Source organism: Methylomicrobium lacus LW14, from assembly GCF_000527095.1.
In the GTDB taxonomy this organism is placed as follows: Bacteria; Pseudomonadota; Gammaproteobacteria; order Methylococcales; family Methylomonadaceae; genus Methylomicrobium; species Methylomicrobium lacus.
Map to the genome: position 1 here is coordinate 1,450,021 of NZ_AZUN01000001.1, position 21,923 is coordinate 1,471,943.

A 21,923-nucleotide genomic window follows, 5' to 3' on the forward strand; every position below is an offset into this window, starting at 1 on the left:
TGTATGTGTTTCACAATTTATCTTCTTTAGGCATGATTTTCGTGATGGGCTGCGGCCGGGCGTGTTTGGCCGAAGGCTGCATTTGTGTACTCCCAAACTCCTCGGATGGATATATGATCGAGCGGTCCCGGACGTTGGCAAACGACGTGAGAGTATGAACTTGACGGTGAGTTGCACTCATGATGTCCTCGATGCGAATACCACGGACCAGCAAGGCATCTGCGATGAGTGAGCGATGACAGCGCCACGGCACCGCTTCAGCGCACATCAAGACGATTTGGTATTGGTTCGTCAGACGAATCAATTCTTCGAGACTCTGCGCAAACTCGGGTGTTTGCATGTAATCTGCAAATCCTCGAAAGGAGGCATTACGCCAGCCCACGTTCAGCGAATCGATCTTTGCATGACGCAGGCCGCCGAGTCCAGGCATGTGAACATATTCCAAGCCGACTTTCTTTAGCGAACAGAGCAAGGTAGCCTTGTTGAATTGCGGATTGTGCCGGGAACACGGAATGGTGCGCACATCCACTACGCACGTTGCCCCGTGTGCCTTAAGCAGGCGGATGAATTCCTCGAGCGTGTGCGTCGAATGGCCTATCGTCATTACCAGCGGTAAAGGTTTTTCCTTTGGCATGCTTTATTCCTCGTACTCGGCAACTTTTTTATTCTCAGCGGACTCATTGTTTATTTTTGAGTTTCTTGAGCGCCGGTCCCTTGTGCATAGCCAGAGGTGCTTACCAGTAACCCGAGAAGCTGCGGCCTCTCAGGCGGCGCAATACCCAGACCGTGAGATCCAGTCGTAAAAAGTGATATGGGCTCCAGCAAAAACGAATCCGGTCTCATGAATGCGGTTTCGGATTTGAAGTTTTAGCCGGCAACCGATCTTTGAGATCCTTGAGCGTGAACGGACCAGGCTCGGCAATCAATTGGCGAGCGGCTTCCACCTGTTCCCATACATTCCACAGCAGCACGCCTCGCACTCTATCGTTCTGTAAATAGTAGATGACGCCTTCTTCGTTGAGTCGCTTCCAGTCGGCAAAAGTCTCCAAGCGTGCGTCCACTTCGCCTACTGCTTCGTATCCCAAATCGAACATGTCGGAGTAAAAGAATGGCAGGTGATGATAGGGCTCAGACTTGCCTGCCATGTTCAGCCCGGCCAATCGTCCCATGGAATTAGCGTTGTCCTCATGTTCGACTCGGATGCGCTTTCCCAACGCAGGGTTGTAGAATGCGGCAACGTCTCCCGCTGCATAGATGTCGGGATGGCTGGTGCGCAAAAACTCGTTCACGACGATTCCGTTTTCCACTTCGAGACCGATTGATTGGGCAAGCTCAACGCTTGGCTCGATGCCGACTCCTGCCACCACGCCGTCGACCACGATTTCGCGATTAGTACGCGTTTGCAAAACATGTTGGTTGCCGCGTGTTTCCAAACCAACAATCTCTTCGCCTGCCAACACCTCAACGCCCTTTTGCTTGTAGAAGTTGGACACAAACTGAGCGAGAGGACTCGGGAAGACGCGATCTCCAATATCTTTGCCGGGGAAAATCATCACCACTTCTTTTCCGTTCAGAGCCAGCGCCGCAGCGATCTCCGAACCGATAAACCCGCCACCAATCACGGCAAACCGCGGCCCCGTTTCGGTCAGAGCACGAAGACGCCGGTAGTCCGGCAGGGTGCGGAAGTAAATGATTTTGTCATCGCCGAACGGAAGGCGTCGGGGCTTGCCGCCCGTAGCCAGCAAGAGTTTTTGATAGGTGAAAATATCCCCCTTGTCGTCCACGACGCGTTTTTGAGCGGGAACAATTTCTTTGACGACACGGCCAAGGTGAGCCTTGGCCTCTTTGCTCTCCAGCTTGCGCCAGATGCTGTCCAAGGGCTTGCCCTTCCAGAGCGCCTTTGACAGAGGTGGTCGATCGTACGGAGCATCAAGCTCCGCGCTGATCAGCCCGATGCCGCCGGTTGGATCGACTTCGCGGATACCATCCACCGCAGCGGCTGCGGCCATCCCGCCGCCGATGATTAAATACTGGTAGTTCACCATAGTTTGTGCCTCCTATCTTTCGCTTACTCTTTCCAGCGTTGTTAAAAATAAGGCTAACTATAAAGTCGACCGCAGTCGATGCGGTTCCGCACATAAGCTGATGAATGATGATGACTATTGAATTTGTGGTCAAGGGCTGAAAAACAGAAGTAGCTACACTAAACCGGGCACACCATCTAAAAAATAATCTGGAAAGAGAAAGTGTTTCGAAAATTTTTCGATATCAGTCATTTTTGGGAGATTGACTCTTTCAACAGCCGGATATGCGCGCCAACGTACTGACTGCGGCTAATTTAAACACTAAGATTTTCTAAGGTTTTGACGAAACCCCATTTCGTCCCGAAGCTTGGTTTCAGGTCGAGATGACGTAGACATTTTTGTCCGCGCTTGTTTTTTTAGCATAGGAGAATTCCATGACCCAATTAGCTCACACCCCCTCTGAACACGCCACGCAAGCCTGTATCGAGGCTTGTAGCCACTGCCATCAGGTCTGTCTGGCAACCGCGATGAACCACTGCCTGGAGGCCGGCGGCAAACATGTTAAACCCAAACACTTCCGCCTCCTGATGAACTGCGCCGAGATTTGCCAGACGTCGGCCAATTTTCAGCTCAGCAGTTCTCAATTTTCGCATCATCTATGCGCGGTCTGCGCCGAAGTCTGCGAGGCATGCGCTACGGATTGCGAAAAAATCGGCGGCATGGAGGAGTGCGTCGAGGCATGTAAGGAATGTGCCGAGAGTTGCCGGCAAATGGGAAGCGACAAGTACTAAGGGTGAATCGGGTTCTTTGGCTATGTACCCAAGACCCTTGTTGTTCACTGTGGCAGCGATAGCGCTAACAGCTTGTGGAGAGGTGGCGCAGTTGCCGGTTGCGGCGGGCGTCGGCCCTCACCCCCAACTGCCGCCGCCCAACCCCACGTTGATTCCCACGGTGAATATCGCCCAGGCCGTGGGCTGGCCCGCGAATCGAAAACCGCTGGCGGGGCCTGGGATGGCCGTAAACGCGTTTGCTGGCGGACTCGATCACCCGCGCTGGTTGACTGTGCTTCCCAACGGCGACGTATTAGTCGCCGAGACCAATGCGCCGTCTAGACCCAAGGACGCAGAGGGCATCAGAGGCTGGTTTATGAAGCGGGTTATGAACAAGGCTGGCGCAGGCGTACCCAGCGCCAATCGCATCACTTTGCTGCGCGATGCCGATGGTGACGGCGTGGCGGAAACACGGTCGGTGTTCATCGAGGGGCTAAACTCGCCCTTCGGCATGGCGCTGATTGGCAACGACTTCTACGTGGCCAACTCCGATGCGGTGGTGAGATTTCCCTATACCGAGGGCGAAATCCGGATCGCTCAGCCCGGGACCAAGGTGCTGGACCTGCCGGCGGGCCCAATCAATCATCACTGGACCAAGAACCTCATCGCCAGCCGGGACGAGGCACGACTCTATGTGACGGTGGGATCGAACAGTAATGCCGCCGAGAACGGCATCGACCAAGAGGTCGGCCGCGCCGCCATCTGGGAGGTGGATCCGAAGCGCGGAAGCTACCGCATCTATGCGTCCGGTCTGCGCAATCCCAACGGACTCGCCTGGGAACCGGATGGCGGGGCACTTTGGACCGTGGTCAACGAACGCGATGAAATCGGCAGCGACCTGGTTCCGGATTACCTGACTTCGGTACCCGACGGCAGCTTCTTCGGCTGGCCTTACAGCTACTATGGTCAGCATCCGGACGAACGGGTGCAGCCTCAGCGGCCCGACCTGGTCGCCAAGGCCAGGGTGCCGGATTATGCAATCGGGCCGCACACCGGTTCGCTCGGCCTGGTTTATTCCAGGAGCGGAGCATGGCCGGCGCCATTCGACAACGGAGTTTTCATTGGTCAGCACGGTTCATGGAATCGTAAACCGCGCAGTGGCTACCGGGTAATCTTTGTACCTTTTAGAGCAGGCAAGCCCTTCGGCGATCCGATCGACGTACTGACGGGCTTTGTTAGCGCCGATGGCGATGCGTTCGGGCGCCCCGTCGGCGTCGTGCTCGACAAGCATGCGGCGTTACTGGTCGCCGATGATGTCGGCAATATCGTCTGGCGCGTGACGGCATCGACCACGACCCCCGATTCACGTCGGGCGCAGCCAACAGAAAATTAAGCGAGAGACTTAGTTGCAGATATCGACTTTGCTGCCCTCAATGCCAAGCAACCATCCTAGCGGAGGTAGGACATGCCCTATAAAGACTTGAACGATTTGCCCGAACCGGTGCGGGAACATTTACCGAAACACGCCCAGGAAATCTACCGTGCGGCTTATAACAGCGCTTGGGACGAATATGGGCAAGACGAAGAGCGGGCGCGCCGGGTGGCATGGAGTGCGGTCAAAAAGAAATATGAACATGTAACGACTGCATCCGGTGTTGAATCATTCTATAACAACAAGGAGGACTAATCGATGGATGCAAATTATGATATTTTCGAGATTGTCGCAGTCATAAGTGATTTCCGGCTCGTCGATTCGGAGTCTTTTCAGCGAAGGTATTGCACCAACCACGGCCAGACCTTGGCGCCCGGCTATTATGTCGTCAACTGGCCGGAACATATTCGGGTAAGGCGATTTAACGGTCACGCCGCGTTTCATGGGCCGTTCAAATTACGCAAGGAGGCGCAAGCGGCCCTCGACTGGATGCAAAAAGAGAGGGAGCACTTTTTAACCAGATCATCCGGGCTATCGTCTGGGGTCGGTCCGAATGCTAGCCGAATGGAAGTGAAGAAAGCCGGTTCGCAAAAGCTGCGGCCGGCAATGACGCACAAGCTAAGCAAACCGTTTGCGGCTAAAAACCGTGGCAATCGGGATTACGACCTGTCGATTAGCGGAAAGCCGTAAAATGATCGTGCAACAGTAGGGCTGCCCCGGATAGTAGTGAATGAAGGTATAGCGGCCAAACATATCTCTATAAATCACTTGAGGAGTTCAAACATGAATAAATTCACTATGGCATCCATTGTGCTTATGACCATACCGGTCGCCGGTATGGCCGCTCCAGAGCAAGCCACGGGTCATACAGCCGGATCCCCCATTGACCAATCTCATCCGGGATCCACTCTGTCCGCTTCTGAAAATGCCTCCGCGAAACACTTGGCGGCGGCTGCGGCTCATGAACAAGCAGCAATGCATCATAAGGCCGCCGCTAACGCTCAGCAGTCGGAGCAAGCAAAGGAACATGCCATGGCAGCTGAAAAAGCCTCCTTAGCGGCTTGTGAAAAAAGCAAAGAAGCCTTGACGTCCCCGCCAGGCAAATAAGGATGCGGTCAAAAATAATTTACTTGCAGTCACCCTAACCTGCCAGGCTTTAAAAATCTGGCAGGTCTTCAATCGGGAAGTTATTTCTAACGAAATCTATGACCCGCTGTTGTCCTCGCCAGAGGCATATCGCAGCAGGTTCATTCGCGCCCTGGCGACCCACTTGGCAGCTTATCGCTCTTCCCGATCCCCCTCTCGCAATCCATCTGAGGACAGCCTCCAACCGCATCAAGTAATCGATTCCACAACTTGCCATCCTATGGATTGAATTTACGATTGCGCTTCGCCTTGTTCTGAATCAACGGGATTCCCCAAATCATGCTCCCACAGCATCAAAACCAATATATTGGAGATAACCGATTATCTCCAATGTACGACACCGAGCAGACTCTAAAAAGTCTTTCCAGTACACTTTTCATCAACTTACTTTTAGTGGAGTTACGTCATGAAAATTGGTAGATATTTAATTGGCTGGTTGTTGGGTGTGCCGGTGATTGTTCTGGTCATTATTTATTTTTTGTTCAATTAACCGCTCATAACTTTGGGTAATCCACCCACATTCATTTAAAAAATGAGGAGTTTACTATGTCTGCACGATTATCGTTAATTATGTTCACTTTAACGGTCGGTTTAAACATAATGACCGGCACTGTTCGAGCCGAGCAGGATGCCGCAATCTATTTGGCGGCCGGCGACTCGGCATTGGACAATACCGGGCGCAATGTACGCGACAAGAGTGACGCTACTTTAACCCCGGAAGATCAAATGGAAAACGAAAGTGATATCACTATCACCGCGACCATACGTCAAGCCGTGGTTAAAGATGAGTTGCTGTCAGTCAATGCGCAGAATATAAAAATCATCACACGGAATGGGGTGGTGACTTTACGCGGGCCTGTTAAAAGTGAAGCCGAAAGCATGAAACTGCAACAAATCGCCAAGCAAACGCCTGGTGTAGTGCAGGTAGATAATCAACTTGAAAATATAGCGCCATAAAGGCTTGGGAGAGTGTCATGAGTAAAGCAGTTTTTTGTATCGCCCAAAGTATCGATCAAACAGAGAGCATTGTTAATGACCTGAAGAATGCGGGTTTTTCGAACAATGATATATCCGTGCTACTTCCCGATAAATCCTCCACCAAGGATTTTGCTCATGAAAAGCACACCAAAGCGCCGGAAGGGGCGGCTATTGGTGGGACAGTGGGTTTGGGCACTGGCGCTGTGATCGGGTTGTTGGCCGGGATTGGCAGTCTGGCTATTCCGGGTGTCGGTGCATTTATCGCCGCAGGCCCCATTATGGGTGCGTTGAGCGGTGCGGCAGTCGGCGCCGCCACGGGCGGCTTGGCGGGAGCCTTGATCGGGCTGGGTATTCCGGAGTATGAAGCCAGACGCTATGAAGGAAAAATCAAGGGAGGAAGCGCCTTGATTTCTGTCCATGCATCTAGCAGCGAAGCGATTGATAAGGCAAAAGAAATCTTCGAGCGCGCTCATGCAGAGGATATTTCCTCGACTGAGGAATCGTCAGTAAATACTTAAACTTGATGTTGCTATTGCACGTAATGCAGTTTTTAATTTAAGAATTATCAATTCAATTCGCTCAGACTTTCAAATTGAGCCAACCGGAGAAAACCTATGATTAACACCAACCAGATTAAACCTGATATGCCCGTTGTCTGTTCCCAGGACGGCCAGTTTGCCACTGTCGATCATATGGAAGGTGCGGGTACCATCAAGCTGAAGAAAGATAAGACCGGTCAGCACCATTACATTCCGGTAAGCTGGGTAACCTCAACGGAGGGCGGCAAGGTTAAAATAGATCGTCCGGGAGATCAAGCAATGCAGGAGTGGTCGTCGACTTCGCCAAATGATATAGGCCAATGACTTTAATCGGAAATAAAAAAATGAAGCCGGTCAGTAAAACCTTTTTCAAGGGGCTAATCGCTATTATCCCCCTTATACTCACCCTTTATTTACTCCTCTGGCTTGCCGACACTGCAGAATTGGTGCTGGGAAATATCTTCAAGTTTTTCTTACCTGACAGCTGGTACATAAAAGGCTTGGGGTTTGTATTAGGTCTTGCTGTAGCCTATTTTTTCGGAAGCTTTCTGGAGACTCGAACTTTTCCCAGACTGTTCATTAGCTTTGAAGAGTTTGTGCTCCAAATCCCCGTTGTTAAAAGCATATATACAGCGATACGCGATTTTATTTCTCTTTTTTCCAGTGAACAGAAAGGGAAATTTAATAAAGTAGTTTTGGTAAATATACCTCTCTTCAATGGTCAACAGATAGGTTTTATTACAGTTTCTGATATCGAAGAGCATTCACATACTTTTATTGCCGATGACCAAGTTGCCGTCTTTTTGCCATTCAGTTATCAGATGGGTGGCAACACGGTCATTATGTCACGTGAAAATATAGTAGAAATAGATATGTCTGTTGAGGATGCTCTGCGTTTTATCGCAACAGCCGGCGTTGTTGGCAGGGTTAATGGTGAGAAAAATAAAAGTTAAAGGCTTTAAATTTCACTAAAAAGAAAAAATATACCGCGGTCAAATCCGTCTATGACATAACAATCCGTCATACAGTTGTTTAAGCGCTTCGGCCATCTCATTTGGGCCAACCGGATTCTAGCAGGGCAATAGCTAGAAGATCGTTAAAAGCATGCACGCGGGTTAAATGGATATTCGTTAAGATTCATTAAACTGATTACCGCAATTGTTAAAAACTGGCTTATTACCTGCTGAACCGGCTACTTCAGAGTTCGGCTTCATTACATGTTACTTGTTTTGTTATATTTTCCCATTATCTCCCAACAAGTAACGAATAAAGCCGCAATGATGGGACCTAATACAAATCCTGTTAATGAAAACCAGGTTAATCCACCCAGGGTTGATACCAGTACTAGATAATCTGACATTTTACTGTCTTTACCTATCAGGCGCGGCCGTAGAAAATTATCCGTCATGCCAATGACTAAAATACCGACTGTAAAAACGATAGCCGCTTTTAAAGTTTGACCTTGTAATAATAGAATTACCGCGCGGGCCCCCAAATTAGAGTGCTGCCTATCGGCAATAAAGATAAAACTATCATTAACATACCCCATAAAAAAGAAGCGGGAATGCCTACAAACCAAAATAATAATCCCCCTATACTCCCCTGAATGACGGCGACTATTAACCCGCCTTTAACAGTCGCTTTGGCTACGCTGGTGAAACGTTCAAATAATTCTGTTTCGATGTTGTCTCCAATTGGAACCAGAGAAATGAGTTTTCTTATCAAGAGATTACCATCCCGCAATAGAAAAAACAGAATGTAGAAAGCCAAGACAAATTGAACGATAAGATTTAATAGGTTCTGGGTCAATGCGGGGAGTTGTTGTGCTATATATTTTACTGCTTGTGTAAAGGAATCCCCTACTGAGACGCTTATCTGCTCAACGCTCAATGCTTGTATATGTGAAAGCTTATTGAATTTTGGCAAAAGAAGCGCGAGAGTTTCTTGAAAATAGACTTGAGGGTTTATTTCCCCGCTTTGAATTTTTTGATAAAAGATTGTACTTTCCTCCGTTATCATCAAGGTAATGGTTAACAAAGGGATCACAAAAACCAGGATAATCATCATCATGGTTAAAAACAACGACAGTATTTCCGAATTTTTAAAATATAGCCTAAACCGCTGATAAACAGGATCAAAAACTACCGCCAAAATAATGGCCCAAAAACAGGCTAATAAAAAATCTTTAATCAATAGGAAAAAAGAGACCGTTACTAACAATACAAAGGCCAGAAAAAGAATATAAGGGGTATTTTTTTGCATGAAAAACAAGATTAAAAAATGAATCGGTTTGGCATCCTATCATAGCGATGATGTGTTTCCAAAACCGGTGGAATCGAGAGTGAATGCCATGAGTCCACCGCTGTCAATTCAGGCGTAATAAAGATATCACGCCTGAAATCAAAAGGGCCTTGACGCCCACAAGAGCAATAATATCCTTATCAAGCGAGTGTTCTGATGCTCGCTTCCCTGCCCCACTGACGTGTCTTGGCTGCGGCAATGAAGTGATCCAGGTTACCGATGTCAATCACACCGGCGTCTTGTTCGATAGCCGCTGTTTTCACTAAGGCTTCGCCACCTTTGTCAACGCCGATCGCTTTCAGATGACCGAAGGCGGCGCGTACGAATTCGATGGCGGCGGCTTCCTTGCCCAATAACGCGGCGGCTTCGCTGGAAAGAATGATGGCGACCGCGTCGAACATAACCGACGGCGTGCCGGCCAATTGGCCATCGATTTTCAAAAGCGAGCCGTTGGCGAGTTTCGCTTCGCCGATTTTCGCGGCGATAAGCTTCACTTTTGCGCCTGCAGCGGCGACTTCCTGCTTGACAGCTTCGATGCTTGCCGCGTCCGATCCGTCCGCGATCAATACCCCGATAGCACGACCTTCGAGCGTATCCTTCATCTTGCCTATAAGCTGCAGCGCCGGGGATAGGTCCAACTCCTGAACTGCAACAGCAGTAGTTGGCGCCTGCGGCAGTTCGCTCATACCGAGGCCAGAGGCGACCCGTTGTGCGAGGTCCTTTTCGATATGGCGCAGGTGACCGACCATGGCATCACGGATATGCGGATGCTCGACCTTCGAGAGCTCAAATACCAAAGCGGAGGCAAGATGCGCCTGTTCGTAAGGAGACTGGCTGAGATAAAATTGCCGTGCCTGGCTGTAATGGTCGGCAAAGCTCTCCGCCCGAATCCGACCCTTTGCGCCTGTCTCGTCCATCGCTGCGCTGCGAAAACCCCTCTCCGGTTGTTCGCATGGGGAATCCTCTGCCAGGGTATTCGGTTCGTAGGCCACGCGTCTGGCCGGTTGCGCCATTTGCATATGACCGTCGCGCTGGTGATTGGCGAACGGGCACTGCGGCGCATTCACGGGTATCTGGTGGAAATTCGACGAACCCAGGCGGGATAACTGTGTGTCCAGATACGAAAACAGACGCCCCTGCAATAACGGATCGTTGGAGAAATCGATGCCGGGCATGACATGGGACGGGCAAAAAGCCACTTGCTCTGTCTCCGCAAAAAAATTGTCCGGCCAGCGGTTGAGCACCATGCGCCCGATAACTTGTAGCGGCACGAGTTCTTCCGGTATCAGTTTGGTCGCATCGAGATGATCGAATGGGAAGCCATCGGCTTCCTCTTGCGAGAACAACTGCACAGCCAAGTCCCATTCCGGAAAATCGCCGGCGCTGATCGCTTCGAACAGGTCGCGGCGATGAAAGTCGGAATCGGCGCCGGCAATCTTGACCGCCTCGTCCCAGAGGGTGGATTGCAAACCGAGTTTCGGCCGCCAATGGAATTTCACGAAGGTCGATTCGCCCGCTGCATTGACCAGACGAAAGCTATGAATACCGAAGCCTTCGATCATCCGTAGCGAACGCGGCAAGGTGCGGTCGGACATGATCCACATCACCATATGCATCGATTCCGGTGTCAGTGAAATATAGTCCCAGAAGGTGTCATGCGCCGACGCTGCCTGCGGAAAGCCGCGATCGGGTTCCATCTTGACGGCATGAACGAGGTCGGGAAATTTGATGGCATCCTGAATGAAAAACACCGGGATATTATTGCCGACCAGATCCCAATTGCCCTCTTTCGTGTAAAACTTGACGGCGAAGCCACGAACATCGCGCGGGGTATCGGCCGAGCCGGCCCCCCCGGCTACGGTTGAGAAACGTGTGAACAAAGGCGTTTGCTCGCCCACGTCGGTCAGCACTTTGGCTGTTGTGTATTTTTCCAGGGATTGGGTCAGTTCGAAAAAACCGTGCGCACCCGTACCGCGCGCATGGACGACGCGCTCCGGAATCCGCTCGTGGTCGAAATGCGTGATTTTTTCACGCAGGATGAAATCTTCCAGCAGCGTCGGACCGCTCGGATTGGCTCTCAGGGAGTTCTGATTGTCGGAAACCGGCAAACCCTGATTCGTCGTCAACACAGGCTGATCGCCGGAGGCCGTCTGGTGCCACTCTCCACCACTAGCGACTGAAACTGTTACTTCTTCTGGCCCAGACTGTGTCGATTTGCTTTTGACAGCTAGAACCTCTGTTTTGGCTTTGGTCATCATGAATCTCCAGTTGATTTTGCGCGACGGCAACGTGTTGCCGCGGCGCTGTGGGTGATAAAAATGTCACTTTATAAGAAAAGCGGTCTCGCGTTGGGAGTCCAGCGGCGACGATTGTTAAAGCTTGCATAATGAATAGCGCAGCTTTGATGGAACTACCTCGCTCAAGAATGACCTGTTATGTCGGATGCAAGCAGTTATCGCTTTGACCTTCGGCGCGGCTACTGACTGCACCTGAAGCCGCTGCCACCGGTTGGATTTGCCGTTCGAACATATGATCCGACGCGTCCTGTTGATAGAAGGACTTCATCATCCAGGCTAGAGGCAAGGCCGTGTATAAGGTATGGATCGAGGTCATGAGGTTCAGCGCAGTCCTCAAGGGTGTAGTCTCGGTAGTGCGTAGCTTATCGGCGGCGCCGCGTGATTTGGTAGTTTGACGCTGGGTAAGTTCGCCAAGGATAAAACCGATGCCGCCCGCCAGCAGCAAAGTGGCCGGAGCGGTCACTTGTTGGTGTATGTTTCGGACCAGCGTAGCGGTGCGAACACCGACCCTTTGTTGACGGTTCAATAGCTCTCGCTCCGCAGCCCTGATTTGAGCCCTCAGTGACTTGGGTTTGTTTCGCTTTAGAAGGAAGCCCTTGATCATGTCTTCTCCGTATCCCGTCGCCCAGAGGGCGTGGTCTGAAAACTGCGAAGGGTCGCGGGAAATTGTAGATAGCGACTCTTACGGCGTATCACGCCAAAGAGTAAACGCGTGAGCATCAAATTGAATGCGAGACGGCAAGCAGTATGGCGCTACTCGTTGCCACGACGTCATGCTCGACCAGTTCCAGCACGGCGGCGGCCATGAGTCCTAGCCAAGCACCGATCAGCAACACGCCAACCATCACTCCGGCCACGATCATGCCCACCAGGCTCTTGCCCGCCCGCTGCGTCTCCAGCGCGGCAATCCTCCATCAATTGCTGCTCGGCATTTTTCAGTTGTTCGCCTTTTTCGCCAAGCGCTTCTGCAGCCTGATTGGTCGCACTAACTAGCGACCTTATCGACCGCCTCATGTGCGGAATTAGGTGCTTTGTCTATGGTTTCCATGATAAATTCCTCTCTGTTTGAGCCACAGGTCATTGCAGCGTTCGGGTTTATGATATTTGCCGATCTAACGGCCGCTCACCAATCGGCTCAGCAGAAAGCCGATCGCTACCGCGATACTCACCGACGTTATGGGGTTGTCGCTGATAAAACCTGAGCAATTCTTCATCAATTGCTGCTCGGTTTTTTTCAGTTGTTTGCCTTTTTCGCCAAGCGTTTCCGCAGCCTGGCTGGTTGCATCGGCGATCTTATCGTAAGCCGCATGTGCGGAATTGGATACTTTGTCTGTAATTTCCATGGTAGTTTTCTCGTCTATTTAAGTTTATTTGAATTGTATTTCATTCTTGACTGACTCCGCGCCTCCCGTGCCACTGCCACCGCTTTGGTAATATCGGCACTGGAATTCACGAAGCCGCAGGACTGCCTAAGCAGGATGCAATGTTGGCAACACTCATCGCGATTGGGCCTTCCTGACCTTGACCGGCTGGGTTTTGCCTCTCTCCGCCTGCAACTCGTGCTTGCGTTGGATCAAAGCAGCACCTAGAGCACTAGAGCAGCGGTGTCGACCTTGGCTTTCTTTGCCTTGGGAAACATTTTTCCTCTTCTTCCTTTACATGATGATCGATGCTCTCGCCGAGCACGGTAACCGTTGCGTCATAGTGGTCGTGACTGGTGTCATGGCCTCTAGTTGCGCAATAAGGTTCTTTGCTCCGGCATGCTCTACGTCAGCTTCGTCCATCAAATCGTTGTCCTTGATGACGGCGCGAACCGCCGGGTAAAAGATTTCTTCCTCGGCTTGGGCATGGATGGTCAGCTCCATGCATATCTGCCGAACTACTTCTGCTTTTGCTTTATCGTTGCCATCGCCCTTGGCGAGTCTGGCAAAATCCGCTAACAGTTTTTTTACCTTCTTGCGGTCTTCAGTGAGTAACGTGATGGCTTCCTCTCCGTGCTGCATTGCGGGTTTAAGTGCGGTCTTCGTCATAACTTTGTCCTCAAAAATTTTAAAGGTCAAACTTGGGGGTTCCACGTCACACGGCTGTTTACGGTTGCGGAATGTCGCGGGCTGCCAACCTGGACTGACTCAGAAGCTATGCCCCTGGACGATGGTTCGTCTCGCATGTAGCCATGATAGGTTCGCCAGTCCAATAAATCGGTTCGTTACCTTACACAGCGTAAGATTTTTTTTTGCGGGCTCGGAACCCCCTGCGAATCGGTGACGGCAGGCAGCAGGCTCCGGTTTTATGAAATGATCATCGATCGATATTGGCCCGGTGGCATTGCAGGCATACTGAAGAACCAACCGGACAATGGACCGTGGTTTTTGAAAATGGCGGACTCAAACCGTCGGTTTTCAAAAGCAATCCTGATTAGCAATTGGCCATAAGACAAACCCACGGCAACGCTATACCGAAAACAGCCCACATCAATACGGACTCGAAGTTCAATAGAACAAGACGCTTTCATTGATCAATTCTGAAACAAAGTCATAGAGGAGGATCTTCCATCCAGCTCGTCTGCAATCAGAGCCCCGGTTCCGGCAAGTGCGTATGGTTGACGTAGATGACAAGGGCGGCATTTCATTAAGCTACCTTGTCATCTACACAAGTATTGGAAGGTTTACCGAAGGAAAATTGAACTAAAAAAGAAATTTGGGAGTTCAAAAATAATTTTCGAAAAACCTGCGTCTGGTCAGATAAAAATAGTTTATCTCCAATGTTCGACAACGCCCAGAATTTAGGACGCTTTTCCATTAGACTTTTAATCAACGTGCATAATCATGTTTTTTGACAGCATTTTTGAAGGCAAGCCAAATCAGCAATTAACAAATTATTACACGAATATTTTAGGACTGGGCGAATCGAAGGATCTAAGGCCCATTTATGAGGCTCATAAAGAGGCAGTTTCCAGTTTACAGGCACTCATCAGTCGACTGGGAGGAACTCCCTGTGAGGACTCAGGAGCGTGGGGAACTTGGGCGGAAATAGTCCAGGGAAGCGCTAATCTGCTGTTAATTCTATTAATGTAGCTGAATAGAAAGAAACGGCTAAAAACAAGTAATGAACAGATATCGCTGTGATTATGCGGCGAAATCTTGTTATTGTTTATTAATTTGGAGGCTCATATGTCTATATTTAATGCTGAAGATTCAACAAGATCAAGCCTGGATCGCGTTCGTAGCTCCACCGCTTCCCATGTGAACGAAGAAATAGATCTTCAAACGGATATAAATATTCAACGTTATAACGGCAAAAGCAAGGCGGAAATTCTTGAGCGCATTCAAATGCTGGATAAGGAATGGGATATAGAGCGAGTGCTTGAGGTCAATGCCTCTACTTTAGCCCTAACCGGTCTAATTCTTGGCTTAACCAAAAATCGAAAATGGCTATTCCTGCCCGGCATTGTTTTGCCGTTTCTTTTGCAGCATGGTTTGCAAGGATGGTGCCCTCCCTTACCCCTATTACGCCGGCTTGGTATCCGTACCCGGGGAGAAATCGACCGTGAAAAATACGCGCTTAAAGTCCGACTGGAGAAAAGCTGAGTTGATTCTATTTAGAACAAACTTTTGTTACAACGAATACTGCTAAAAACCTACCTGGTGAGCAATAATTTTTAGCCAATTTGTAACAAATACATAACTCACATTCATGTTGCCTGGATTATACCGTCACAAATCTGTCTGTAACAGATTTGCATTAACCCGAAGGGTATCAGGAAAAATTTCTTCAAAACAAACAGTGACTACCTGGATAATCAGGCACATTGTTGATAACTGTTTTTATGTCATTACCTCCAATGTAGAGACAAAGGTTAAATAGTATTCAATGTCAGCCATACTCCAATAATATCCTGCCCGTCTGCTGAATTCCCGGCAAGATTTGATTTCGTTCTACCAACGTATTCGCAATATGATTGCAGCCATTTGCGCTCCATTGAAGCTGGACGATTATCTAATTCAAAGCATTGTCGATACCAGTCCGCCTAAATGGCATCTGGCCCATGTGACATGGTTCTATGAAACCTTTTTGCTACTGGATTTCCTGCCGAATTACCAGTCCTTAAACCCGGATTATAGTTATTTGTTTAATTCCTATTATCAAACCGTTGGCAATATGCATGCGCGTGAGCACGTGATTTATTGTCCCGTTCGACTGTTGAACAGATCTACAATTATCGTTCTGACATAGATAAGCAAATGATAGATTTGCTCACTGGGATTGATGAAAGCCAGTGGCAAAAAATCGCTTTCCAGATTGCTTTTGGCCCGCACCATGAACAGCAACACAAGTAACTGCTGTGTATGGATATTAAGCATAACTTGTGGAGAAATCCTATGCGCCCGGCTTATCTGGAGCAGCCCCAGTGGATTATTGAAATGACGGATGAAAAACCGGATTTTCCCATTGGCTACTTACCAGATGGGTGGAATCACGGTTATTGTGTCACGTGAAAATGTAGTGGAATTAGATATGTCTGTTGAGGACGCTCTGCGTTTTATCACAACGGCCGGCGTTGTAGGCAAGTCAATGCCGATCAACGTGTTGACAGGCTTTCTTAGCGCCTTAACTCAAACAGGAAATCCTACCATAGGCACCATCACCCCCAGTCCCAAAGAAAACTCATAACTCTATGTTCTGTGCCGCACCGACTGCGTTTATCTTCGCGAGTATGTTGGCTTAAGTTAGAGTAAACATCATTCACGCTCTGATTATGGGGATCTGGCGATCGCAAGGATGGGAGTAAGGACCCTCATCAATATCACTTATGATAGGAGATTAACATGAACTACGAAGATCGCGATACCTACGGTATATACAAACGCAAACCCGGCCACGAAAGGGGACCCGGTCCTCGTCTAATGGGCGCCGACACCCTGATTGGAAATGAGGTCTGTAACCCAAAAGATGAAAACTTGGGTGAAATCAAGGAAATTATGTTGGATACGTCCAACGGCAAAGTGTGTTATGCGGTGTTGTCCTTTGGCGGTTTCCTCGGAATGGGGGAAAAGCTTTTTGCGGTACCGTGGAGTGCATTGAAGCTCGATACGGCGAACAAGCGCTTTGTGCTAAACGTGGAAAAGGATCGACTCAAAAATGCACCGGGATTCGATAAGAACGACTGGCCCGACATGGCAGACCAGTCTTGGGTTGATAAAATTCATTCGTACTATGGAACTAAGCCATACCTGGACCCGCCGCGCATGTAACGACTGCATCCGGTGTTAAATCTTTCTATTGAGGAGTTCAAACATGAATAAATTCACTATGGCATCCATTGTGCTTATGACCATACCGTTCGCCGGTATGGCCGCTCCAGAGCAAGCCACGGGTCATACAGCCGGAGCCCCCATTGACCAATCTCATCCGGGATCCACTCTGTCCGCTTCTGAAAATACCTCCGCGAAACATTTGGCGGCGGCTGCGGCTCATGAACAAGCAGCAATGCATCATAAGGCCGCCGCTAACGCTCAGCAGTCGGAGCAAGCAAAGGAACATGCCATGGCAGCTGAAAAAGCCTCCTTAGCGGCTTGTGAAAAAAGCAAAGAAGCCTTGACGTCCCCGCCAGGCAAATAAGGATGCGGTCAAAAATAACTTACTTGCAGTCACCCTAACCTGCCAGGTTTTAAAAATCTGGCAGGTCTTCAATCGGGAAGTTATTTCTAACGAAATCTATGACCCGCTGTTGTCCTCGCCAGAGGCATATCGCAGCAGGTTCATTCGCGCCCTGGCGACCCACTTGGCAGCTTATCGCTCTTCCCGATCCCCCTCTCGCAATCCATCTGAGGACAGCCTCCAACCGCATCAAGTAATCGATTCCACAACTTGCCATCCTATGGATTGAATTTACGATTGCGCTTCGCCCTGTTCTGAATCAGCGGGATTCCCCAAATCATGCTCCCACAGCATCAAAACCAATATATTGGAGATAACCGATTATCTCCAATGTACGACACCGAGCAGACTCTAAAAAGTCTTTCCAGTACACTTTTCATCAACTTACTTTTAGTGGAGTTACGTCATGAAAATTGGTAGATATTTAATTGGCTGGTTGTTGGGTGTGCCGGTGATTGTTCTGGTCATTATTTATTTTTTGTTCAATTAACCGCTCATAACTTTGGGTAATCCACCCACATTCATTTAAAAAATGAGGAGTTTACTATGTCTGCACGATTATCGTTAATTATGTTCACTTTAACGGTCGGTTTAAACATAATGACCGGTACTGTTCAAGCCGAGCAGGATGCCGCAATCTATTTGGCGGCCGGCGACTCGGCATTGGACAATACCGGGCGCAATGTACGCGACAAGAGTGACGCCACTTTAACCCCGGAAGATCAAATGGAAAACGAAAGTGATATCACTATCACCGCTACCATACGTCAAGCCGTGGTTAAAGATGAGTTGCTGTCAGTCAATGCGCAGAATATAAAAATCATCACACGGAATGGGGTGGTGACTTTACGCGGGCCTGTTAAAAGTGAAGCCGAAAGCATGAAACTGCAACAAATCGCCAAGCAAACGCCTGGTGTAGTGCAGGTAGATAATCAACTTGAAAATATAGCGCCATAAAGGCTTGGGAGAGTGTCATGAGTAAAGCAGTTTTTTGTATCGCCCAAAGTATCGATCAGACAGAGAGCATTGTTAATGACCTGAAGAATGCGGGTTTTTCGAACAATGATATATCCGTGCTACTTCCCGATAAATCCTCCACCAAGGATTTTGCTCATGAAAAGCACACCAAAGCGCCGGAAGGGGCGACTATTGGTGGGACAGTGGGATTGGGCGCTGGCGCTGTGATCGGGTTGTTGGCCGGGATTGGCAGTCTGGCTATTCCGGGTGTCGGTGCATTTATCGCCGCAGGCCCCATTATGGGTGCGTTGAGCGGTGCGGCAGTCGGCGCCGCCACGGGCGGCTTGGCGGGAGCCTTGATCGGGCTGGGTATTCCGGAGTATGAAGCCAGACGCTATGAAGGAAAAATCAAGGGAGGAAGCGCCTTGATTTCAGTCCATACATCTAGCAGCGAAGCGATTGATACGGCAAAAGAAATCTTCGAGCGCGCTCATGCAGAGGATATTTCCTCGACTGAGGAATCGTCAGTAAATACTTAAACGTGATGATGCTATTGAACGTAACCAAGAAATAATCATAGAGGAGTTTTACGATGCATAACATTGAAACACTTAACAAATTGCTCAAAGATGAATTAACAGCAACGGAATCTTATCAAAAGGCATTGGATAAACTACAGGAAGATGGCGAACTCGCCGGATCGGAATCAATAAAGCCCATTTATGAGGCTCATAAAGATGCGGTTTCCAATTTACAGGCACTCATCAATCGACTGGGAGGAACTCCGGCTGAGGACTCAGGAGCCTGGGGCACGTGGGCGGAAATAGTCCAGGGCGGCGCTAACATTCTGGGTAAAAAAGCTGCGCTAAAGGCTTTGCAGAAAGGAGAAAAAAATGGCGCAGAGGATTATGAGGAAGCGCTGCAGGATACTGAGCTGTCTTCGGATGTTCGTTCTTTGATTCAAATGAAGCTGCTGCCTGCTCAACAAGCGCATATAAGCACGTTGGATCGACTTTTGGATGCGGCAGCTTAGGCTTGCCAGCCTAGTCTGCAGTTTTTAGTGATGTCAGCGTGGACCCTAGTGGGTTCGCGCTGACATTATTTATTGCGTTACCGGATTTTAAATACCAGTCTAATCCAGCCTGCAACACATTGTCTAGCAGCCATTAAAATAGGAAAATTTCCCATTAATAGGCAATAAAAATCTGGACTCATATATTACCAAACCCAGGAGTTTCAACATGCTTTCAACTGTACCCGATGTGATTTTTAAAACCCGTGTTCGTGACGAAAGTATCGGAGGCGACAACCCGTTTCGCTGGCAGGATGTCAGCACCGATGATATCTTTAAGGGGAAAAGAATTGTTGTTTTCGCGCTTCCCGGCGCCTTTACACCGACCTGCTCAAGCAAACATTTGCCCGGCTATGAGGCCAAATATCAAGAACTCATTGATCAGGGTATTGATGAAGTTTACTGCGTGAGTGTTAATGATGCCTTTACCATGTTTCAATGGAGCAAGCATCTGGACATCAAGCATGTAAAAATGCTGCCCGACGGCAATGGCGATTTTACCCGAGCCATGGACATGCTGGTGAAAAAAGAAAACTTTGGTTTTGGCAATCGTTCATGGCGCTATTCAATGCTTGTCGAGGATAAAAAGATTATCAAATTATTCAGCGAACCCGGCCGCGTTGATAATTGCCCTGATGACCCCTTTACTGTAAGCGATGTCGATACCCTGCTGGATTATGTAAAACATAACAAAAAATAACCGGAATTGTCCTTCATTCCATACCTTTTATTGATCAACGGAATACTCCAGTGACTCAATATGACTACGACCTGTTTGTGATTGGCGCAGGCTCAGGAGGCGTGCGTGCAGCCCGTATGGCATCCGGTCATGGCGTAAGGGTAGCCATCGCTGAAGAGCGTTATTTAGGCGGCACCTGTGTTAATGTGGGTTGTGTCCCCAAAAAACTGTTTGTTTATGCCTCCCAATTCAAAGATCAGTTCAATGCAGCAGCGGGTTTTGGCTGGACAGTGGGTAAATTGACTTTCAACTGGACAAGCTTGCTCACCAACAAAAATCAGGAGATTGAGCGCCTACATACTGTCTACTACAACCTGCTGCAAAAATCAGGCGTCAGTATTATCAATGGCAAAGCAAATTTGCTCGATGCGCATACTGTCGCTGTCGGTGGTACCGAATACAGTGCCGAACGCATACTGATTGCAACAGGGGGCTGGCCGTCTGTTCCCGACATACCCGGTAAGCAACACGTCGTCACATCGAACGCAATGTTTTTCCTAAAACAATTGCCCAAACGTATCGTTATTGTCGGTGGCGGCTATATCGCGGTGGAATTTGCCGGCATTCTTCATGGCCTTGGAGTGAATACGACAATTTGTCATCGGGGAGACAAATTACTTCGTGGTTTTGATGAGGATGTACGTGATTTTCTGACTGATGAAATGACCAAGAAGGGTATTCATATTCTTCTCAATACCGATATTGAAGCGATAGAAAGATCAGGCGATTGCTTCTCAGCGCGGTTAATTGATGGCGGCAAAGTGAGCACAGACATGGTGATGTATGCCACTGGCAGAGCACCGAATTCAACCGGATTTGGACTAGAGACGCTTGGCGTCGAACTGGACACGGAAGGTGCGATTAAGATCAACAATAACTATCAAACCAATGTACCGTCGATCTATGCACTGGGTGATGTGACTAACCGAATGAACCTGACTCCGGTAGCGATAGCAGAGGGCATGGCCCTGGTGAATCAATTGTATGGCAATCAACCAAGACCGGTAGATTATGACAATATTCCCACTGCAGTTTTCAGCCAGCCCACGATGGGTACGGTAGGCCTAACCGAAACACAGGCGCGCGAAAAATACCCGGACATCGACATTTACAAAACCACTTTCACACCGATGAAAAATACGCTTGCCGGAATGGATGAAAAAACCCTGATGAAGATGGTCGTGGTACGCAGCACTGACCGAGTTGTCGGCATACACATGGTAGGGCCTGACGCCCCTGAAATTATCCAGGGCATGGCGGTTGCCATTCGAGCCGGCGCAACCAAGGCGGTCTTTGACTCGACAATCGGCATACACCCGACTGCTGCCGAAGAATTTGTTACCCTGCGTGAAGCCGCCCAAAATTCACCATGAGGGCAATCAAATATCCATGTTAACAAATCTTCCTGACAGTTATAAAAGAGATAACACTTTCTCTTTTGATTTTCGCTAAGGAGCCGCTGTTTGGTCATGCTTAAGCGGCGCACCTTTTAAGCACTAGCGGCCCCATTGCTGAATGGCCGGAGCTTGCAAAATAGAGTTCCCAATCAGGAAATTGGGAACCGGCAAATCGTACCTTAATTATTTTGTCTCGGATGTGGTGGAGGTCGATTCCTGAGTTTTAGTTGTAGTTGGCTCTTCAGCCGGGGCAGGTTTTGTAACGCTTTCCGTGGTGGAGGTCGATTCCTGAGTTTTAGTTGTAGCTGGCTCTCCCGCCGGAGCTGGTGTTGTAACGATTTTCGTGGTGGAAGAGGTGGACTCCTTTTCTTTGCTGCAGCCAGACAGTAATGCCAGAGTCACTAAACCTATAGCTATAATTTCTTTAGTTTTCATAGTAGTATCCTCTTGTTGTACGTTTTGTTAGATGGTTTCTTTAACCGTGGTTATGTAAGCCACCTGGAAATTTTGGAAGTTTCGCTAAATATCGATTGTCTTAGTATGATGCATGTCAAAACACCCTCTGCGATTATTGCATAATAATCAGGATATCCGTTAAATCGACCTCGGTCGG

General features: G+C 49.0%; 28 protein-coding genes. 19 read left to right on the plus strand and 9 right to left on the minus strand.

Annotated elements, in window-relative coordinates:
* Positions 1 to 10 precede the first annotated feature (10 nt).
* Both METLA_RS0106545 and METLA_RS0106550 read right to left on the minus strand, forming a co-directional pair.
* The gene (locus METLA_RS0106545; RefSeq protein ID WP_024297777.1) at positions 11 to 634 is read right to left on the minus strand and encodes a DUF488 domain-containing protein; all 624 of its coding nucleotides are present in this window, start codon (positions 632 to 634) and stop codon (positions 11 to 13) included.
* Positions 635 to 839: 205 nt separating this feature from the next.
* Complete coding sequence (locus METLA_RS0106550) at positions 840 to 2,045, minus strand: NAD(P)/FAD-dependent oxidoreductase (protein ID WP_024297778.1); 1,206 nt, start codon at positions 2,043 to 2,045, stop codon at positions 840 to 842.
* Positions 2,046 to 2,458: 413 nt separating this feature from the next.
* Between METLA_RS0106550 and METLA_RS0106555 the strand changes: the two genes are divergently transcribed.
* The 9 genes from METLA_RS0106555 (at position 2,459) to METLA_RS0106595 (ending at position 7,842) form a co-directional block, all read left to right on the plus strand.
* Complete coding sequence (locus METLA_RS0106555) at positions 2,459 to 2,815, plus strand: four-helix bundle copper-binding protein (RefSeq protein WP_024297779.1); 357 nt, start codon at positions 2,459 to 2,461, stop codon at positions 2,813 to 2,815.
* Positions 2,816 to 2,864: 49 nt separating this feature from the next.
* Positions 2,865 to 4,187 (plus strand): PQQ-dependent sugar dehydrogenase, encoded by a 1,323-nt coding sequence (locus METLA_RS0106560; protein ID WP_245598745.1) that lies wholly within the window; start codon positions 2,865 to 2,867, stop codon positions 4,185 to 4,187.
* Between the two features lie 72 nt (positions 4,188 to 4,259).
* Positions 4,260 to 4,481: a ChaB family protein gene (locus METLA_RS0106565; protein WP_024297781.1), complete on the plus strand. Its 222-nt coding sequence runs from the start codon at positions 4,260 to 4,262 to the stop codon at positions 4,479 to 4,481.
* A 3-nt stretch (positions 4,482 to 4,484) separates the two neighbouring features.
* Entirely contained in the window at positions 4,485 to 4,916 is a 432-nt protein-coding gene (locus METLA_RS0106570) for a hypothetical protein (protein WP_024297782.1), read from the plus strand.
* A gap of 93 nt (positions 4,917 to 5,009) precedes the next feature.
* Positions 5,010 to 5,333 carry a hypothetical protein gene (locus METLA_RS0106575; protein ID WP_024297783.1) on the plus strand — a complete coding sequence of 108 codons (324 nt, stop codon included), beginning with the start codon at positions 5,010 to 5,012 and terminating at the stop codon, positions 5,331 to 5,333.
* A 585-nt stretch (positions 5,334 to 5,918) separates the two neighbouring features.
* The gene (locus tag METLA_RS0106580; RefSeq protein ID WP_024297784.1) at positions 5,919 to 6,329 is read left to right on the plus strand and encodes a BON domain-containing protein; all 411 of its coding nucleotides are present in this window, start codon (positions 5,919 to 5,921) and stop codon (positions 6,327 to 6,329) included.
* 17 nt (positions 6,330 to 6,346) lie between these two features.
* Positions 6,347 to 6,868 (plus strand): hypothetical protein, encoded by a 522-nt coding sequence (locus METLA_RS0106585; RefSeq protein WP_024297785.1) that lies wholly within the window; start codon positions 6,347 to 6,349, stop codon positions 6,866 to 6,868.
* Positions 6,869 to 6,964: 96 nt separating this feature from the next.
* On the plus strand, positions 6,965 to 7,213 hold the full coding sequence (locus METLA_RS0106590) for a DUF2171 domain-containing protein (RefSeq protein WP_024297786.1): 249 nt from the start codon (positions 6,965 to 6,967) through the stop codon (positions 7,211 to 7,213).
* Positions 7,210 to 7,842, plus strand: a complete 633-nt coding sequence (locus tag METLA_RS0106595; RefSeq protein WP_245598746.1) for a DUF502 domain-containing protein — start codon at positions 7,210 to 7,212, stop codon at positions 7,840 to 7,842. The genes METLA_RS0106590 and METLA_RS0106595 overlap by 4 nt, the downstream gene beginning before the upstream one ends.
* A 260-nt stretch (positions 7,843 to 8,102) precedes the next feature.
* Here the strand turns inward: METLA_RS0106595 and METLA_RS23710 are convergent, their stop codons facing one another.
* The 4 genes from METLA_RS23710 to METLA_RS0106610 form a co-directional block, all read right to left on the minus strand.
* A complete protein-coding gene (locus METLA_RS23710) occupies positions 8,103 to 8,438 on the minus strand; it encodes an AI-2E family transporter (protein WP_281171935.1) in 336 nt (111 codons plus the stop codon).
* Entirely contained in the window at positions 8,366 to 9,151 is a 786-nt protein-coding gene (locus METLA_RS20695; RefSeq protein WP_281171936.1) for an AI-2E family transporter, read from the minus strand. The genes METLA_RS23710 and METLA_RS20695 overlap by 73 nt, the downstream gene beginning before the upstream one ends.
* Positions 9,152 to 9,330: 179 nt before the next feature.
* Complete coding sequence (locus METLA_RS0106605) at positions 9,331 to 11,319, minus strand: catalase (protein ID WP_281171937.1); 1,989 nt, start codon at positions 11,317 to 11,319, stop codon at positions 9,331 to 9,333.
* 304 nt (positions 11,320 to 11,623) lie between these two features.
* Positions 11,624 to 12,091: a hypothetical protein gene (locus tag METLA_RS0106610; RefSeq protein WP_024297789.1), complete on the minus strand. Its 468-nt coding sequence runs from the start codon at positions 12,089 to 12,091 to the stop codon at positions 11,624 to 11,626.
* Positions 12,092 to 12,291: 200 nt separating this feature from the next.
* Here METLA_RS0106610 and METLA_RS23945 point away from each other — a divergent pair, with 200 nt between their 5' ends.
* Positions 12,292 to 12,480, plus strand: coding sequence for a hypothetical protein (locus METLA_RS23945; protein WP_161635389.1), 189 nt, complete (start codon positions 12,292 to 12,294; stop codon positions 12,478 to 12,480).
* Between the two features lie 119 nt (positions 12,481 to 12,599).
* On the opposite strand, the gene METLA_RS0106625 is transcribed toward METLA_RS23945, so the two are convergent.
* Together METLA_RS0106625 and METLA_RS20705 are read right to left on the minus strand one after the other, a co-directional pair.
* The gene (locus tag METLA_RS0106625) at positions 12,600 to 12,830 is read right to left on the minus strand and encodes a hypothetical protein (protein ID WP_024297790.1); all 231 of its coding nucleotides are present in this window, start codon (positions 12,828 to 12,830) and stop codon (positions 12,600 to 12,602) included.
* A gap of 312 nt (positions 12,831 to 13,142) precedes the next feature.
* Entirely contained in the window at positions 13,143 to 13,517 is a 375-nt protein-coding gene (locus tag METLA_RS20705) for a hemerythrin domain-containing protein (RefSeq protein ID WP_245598747.1), read from the minus strand.
* 1,140 nt (positions 13,518 to 14,657) lie between these two features.
* Here METLA_RS20705 and METLA_RS0106640 point away from each other — a divergent pair.
* The 9 genes from METLA_RS0106640 (at position 14,658) to gorA (ending at position 21,286) form a co-directional block, all read left to right on the plus strand.
* A complete protein-coding gene (locus tag METLA_RS0106640; RefSeq protein ID WP_024297792.1) occupies positions 14,658 to 15,074 on the plus strand; it encodes a DUF2892 domain-containing protein in 417 nt (138 codons plus the stop codon).
* 841 nt (positions 15,075 to 15,915) lie between these two features.
* Positions 15,916 to 16,158 (plus strand): hypothetical protein, encoded by a 243-nt coding sequence (locus METLA_RS23180; protein ID WP_024297794.1) that lies wholly within the window; start codon positions 15,916 to 15,918, stop codon positions 16,156 to 16,158.
* A 155-nt stretch (positions 16,159 to 16,313) separates the two neighbouring features.
* Entirely contained in the window at positions 16,314 to 16,739 is a 426-nt protein-coding gene (locus METLA_RS0106650) for a PRC-barrel domain-containing protein (RefSeq protein WP_024297795.1), read from the plus strand.
* Between the two features lie 43 nt (positions 16,740 to 16,782).
* Positions 16,783 to 17,106 carry a hypothetical protein gene (locus METLA_RS0106655; protein ID WP_024297796.1) on the plus strand — a complete coding sequence of 108 codons (324 nt, stop codon included), beginning with the start codon at positions 16,783 to 16,785 and terminating at the stop codon, positions 17,104 to 17,106.
* 585 nt (positions 17,107 to 17,691) lie between these two features.
* Positions 17,692 to 18,102 carry a BON domain-containing protein gene (locus METLA_RS0106660; RefSeq protein ID WP_024297797.1) on the plus strand — a complete coding sequence of 137 codons (411 nt, stop codon included), beginning with the start codon at positions 17,692 to 17,694 and terminating at the stop codon, positions 18,100 to 18,102.
* A 17-nt stretch (positions 18,103 to 18,119) separates the two neighbouring features.
* Positions 18,120 to 18,641 (plus strand): hypothetical protein, encoded by a 522-nt coding sequence (locus METLA_RS0106665; protein WP_024297798.1) that lies wholly within the window; start codon positions 18,120 to 18,122, stop codon positions 18,639 to 18,641.
* Between the two features lie 53 nt (positions 18,642 to 18,694).
* Complete coding sequence (locus METLA_RS0106670; protein ID WP_024297799.1) at positions 18,695 to 19,135, plus strand: DUF2383 domain-containing protein; 441 nt, start codon at positions 18,695 to 18,697, stop codon at positions 19,133 to 19,135.
* A 208-nt stretch (positions 19,136 to 19,343) separates the two neighbouring features.
* The gene (locus METLA_RS0106675; RefSeq protein WP_024297800.1) at positions 19,344 to 19,874 is read left to right on the plus strand and encodes a peroxiredoxin; all 531 of its coding nucleotides are present in this window, start codon (positions 19,344 to 19,346) and stop codon (positions 19,872 to 19,874) included.
* A gap of 50 nt (positions 19,875 to 19,924) precedes the next feature.
* Positions 19,925 to 21,286 (plus strand): glutathione-disulfide reductase, encoded by a 1,362-nt coding sequence (gene gorA, locus METLA_RS0106680; RefSeq protein ID WP_024297801.1) that lies wholly within the window; start codon positions 19,925 to 19,927, stop codon positions 21,284 to 21,286.
* 207 nt (positions 21,287 to 21,493) lie between these two features.
* Here gorA and METLA_RS22535 read toward each other — a convergent pair whose 3' ends face one another.
* Positions 21,494 to 21,745: a hypothetical protein gene (locus METLA_RS22535; RefSeq protein ID WP_152539397.1), complete on the minus strand. Its 252-nt coding sequence runs from the start codon at positions 21,743 to 21,745 to the stop codon at positions 21,494 to 21,496.
* Between the last annotated feature and the right edge of the window lie 178 nt (positions 21,746 to 21,923).

Excerpts from the sequence above, each read along its gene's own strand:
- METLA_RS0106545 (WP_024297777.1), bottom strand. The coding sequence starts at position 634 with ATGCCAAAGGAAAAACCTTTACCGCTGGTAATGACGATAGGCCATTCG.
- METLA_RS0106550 (WP_024297778.1), bottom strand. The coding sequence starts at position 2,045 with ATGGTGAACTACCAGTATTTAATCATCGGCGGCGGGATGGCCGCAGCC.
- METLA_RS0106555 (WP_024297779.1), top strand. The coding sequence starts at position 2,459 with ATGACCCAATTAGCTCACACCCCCTCTGAACACGCCACGCAAGCCTGT.
- METLA_RS0106565 (WP_024297781.1), top strand. The coding sequence starts at position 4,260 with ATGCCCTATAAAGACTTGAACGATTTGCCCGAACCGGTGCGGGAACAT.
- METLA_RS0106570 (WP_024297782.1), top strand. The coding sequence starts at position 4,485 with ATGGATGCAAATTATGATATTTTCGAGATTGTCGCAGTCATAAGTGAT.
- METLA_RS0106575 (WP_024297783.1), top strand. The coding sequence starts at position 5,010 with ATGAATAAATTCACTATGGCATCCATTGTGCTTATGACCATACCGGTC.
- METLA_RS0106580 (WP_024297784.1), top strand. The coding sequence starts at position 5,919 with ATGTCTGCACGATTATCGTTAATTATGTTCACTTTAACGGTCGGTTTA.
- METLA_RS0106585 (WP_024297785.1), top strand. The coding sequence starts at position 6,347 with ATGAGTAAAGCAGTTTTTTGTATCGCCCAAAGTATCGATCAAACAGAG.
- METLA_RS0106590 (WP_024297786.1), top strand. The coding sequence starts at position 6,965 with ATGATTAACACCAACCAGATTAAACCTGATATGCCCGTTGTCTGTTCC.
- METLA_RS0106595 (WP_245598746.1), top strand. The coding sequence starts at position 7,210 with ATGACTTTAATCGGAAATAAAAAAATGAAGCCGGTCAGTAAAACCTTT.
- METLA_RS23710 (WP_281171935.1), bottom strand. The coding sequence starts at position 8,438 with ATGGGGTATGTTAATGATAGTTTTATCTTTATTGCCGATAGGCAGCAC.
- METLA_RS20695 (WP_281171936.1), bottom strand. The coding sequence starts at position 9,151 with ATGCAAAAAAATACCCCTTATATTCTTTTTCTGGCCTTTGTATTGTTA.
- METLA_RS0106610 (WP_024297789.1), bottom strand. The coding sequence starts at position 12,091 with ATGATCAAGGGCTTCCTTCTAAAGCGAAACAAACCCAAGTCACTGAGG.
- METLA_RS23945 (WP_161635389.1), top strand. The coding sequence starts at position 12,292 with ATGAGTCCTAGCCAAGCACCGATCAGCAACACGCCAACCATCACTCCG.
- METLA_RS0106625 (WP_024297790.1), bottom strand. The coding sequence starts at position 12,830 with ATGGAAATTACAGACAAAGTATCCAATTCCGCACATGCGGCTTACGAT.
- METLA_RS20705 (WP_245598747.1), bottom strand. The coding sequence starts at position 13,517 with ATGACGAAGACCGCACTTAAACCCGCAATGCAGCACGGAGAGGAAGCC.
- METLA_RS0106640 (WP_024297792.1), top strand. The coding sequence starts at position 14,658 with ATGTCTATATTTAATGCTGAAGATTCAACAAGATCAAGCCTGGATCGC.
- METLA_RS23180 (WP_024297794.1), top strand. The coding sequence starts at position 15,916 with ATGAAAAACCGGATTTTCCCATTGGCTACTTACCAGATGGGTGGAATC.
- METLA_RS0106650 (WP_024297795.1), top strand. The coding sequence starts at position 16,314 with ATGAACTACGAAGATCGCGATACCTACGGTATATACAAACGCAAACCC.
- METLA_RS0106655 (WP_024297796.1), top strand. The coding sequence starts at position 16,783 with ATGAATAAATTCACTATGGCATCCATTGTGCTTATGACCATACCGTTC.
- METLA_RS0106660 (WP_024297797.1), top strand. The coding sequence starts at position 17,692 with ATGTCTGCACGATTATCGTTAATTATGTTCACTTTAACGGTCGGTTTA.
- METLA_RS0106665 (WP_024297798.1), top strand. The coding sequence starts at position 18,120 with ATGAGTAAAGCAGTTTTTTGTATCGCCCAAAGTATCGATCAGACAGAG.
- METLA_RS0106670 (WP_024297799.1), top strand. The coding sequence starts at position 18,695 with ATGCATAACATTGAAACACTTAACAAATTGCTCAAAGATGAATTAACA.
- METLA_RS0106675 (WP_024297800.1), top strand. The coding sequence starts at position 19,344 with ATGCTTTCAACTGTACCCGATGTGATTTTTAAAACCCGTGTTCGTGAC.
- METLA_RS22535 (WP_152539397.1), bottom strand. The coding sequence starts at position 21,745 with ATGAAAACTAAAGAAATTATAGCTATAGGTTTAGTGACTCTGGCATTA.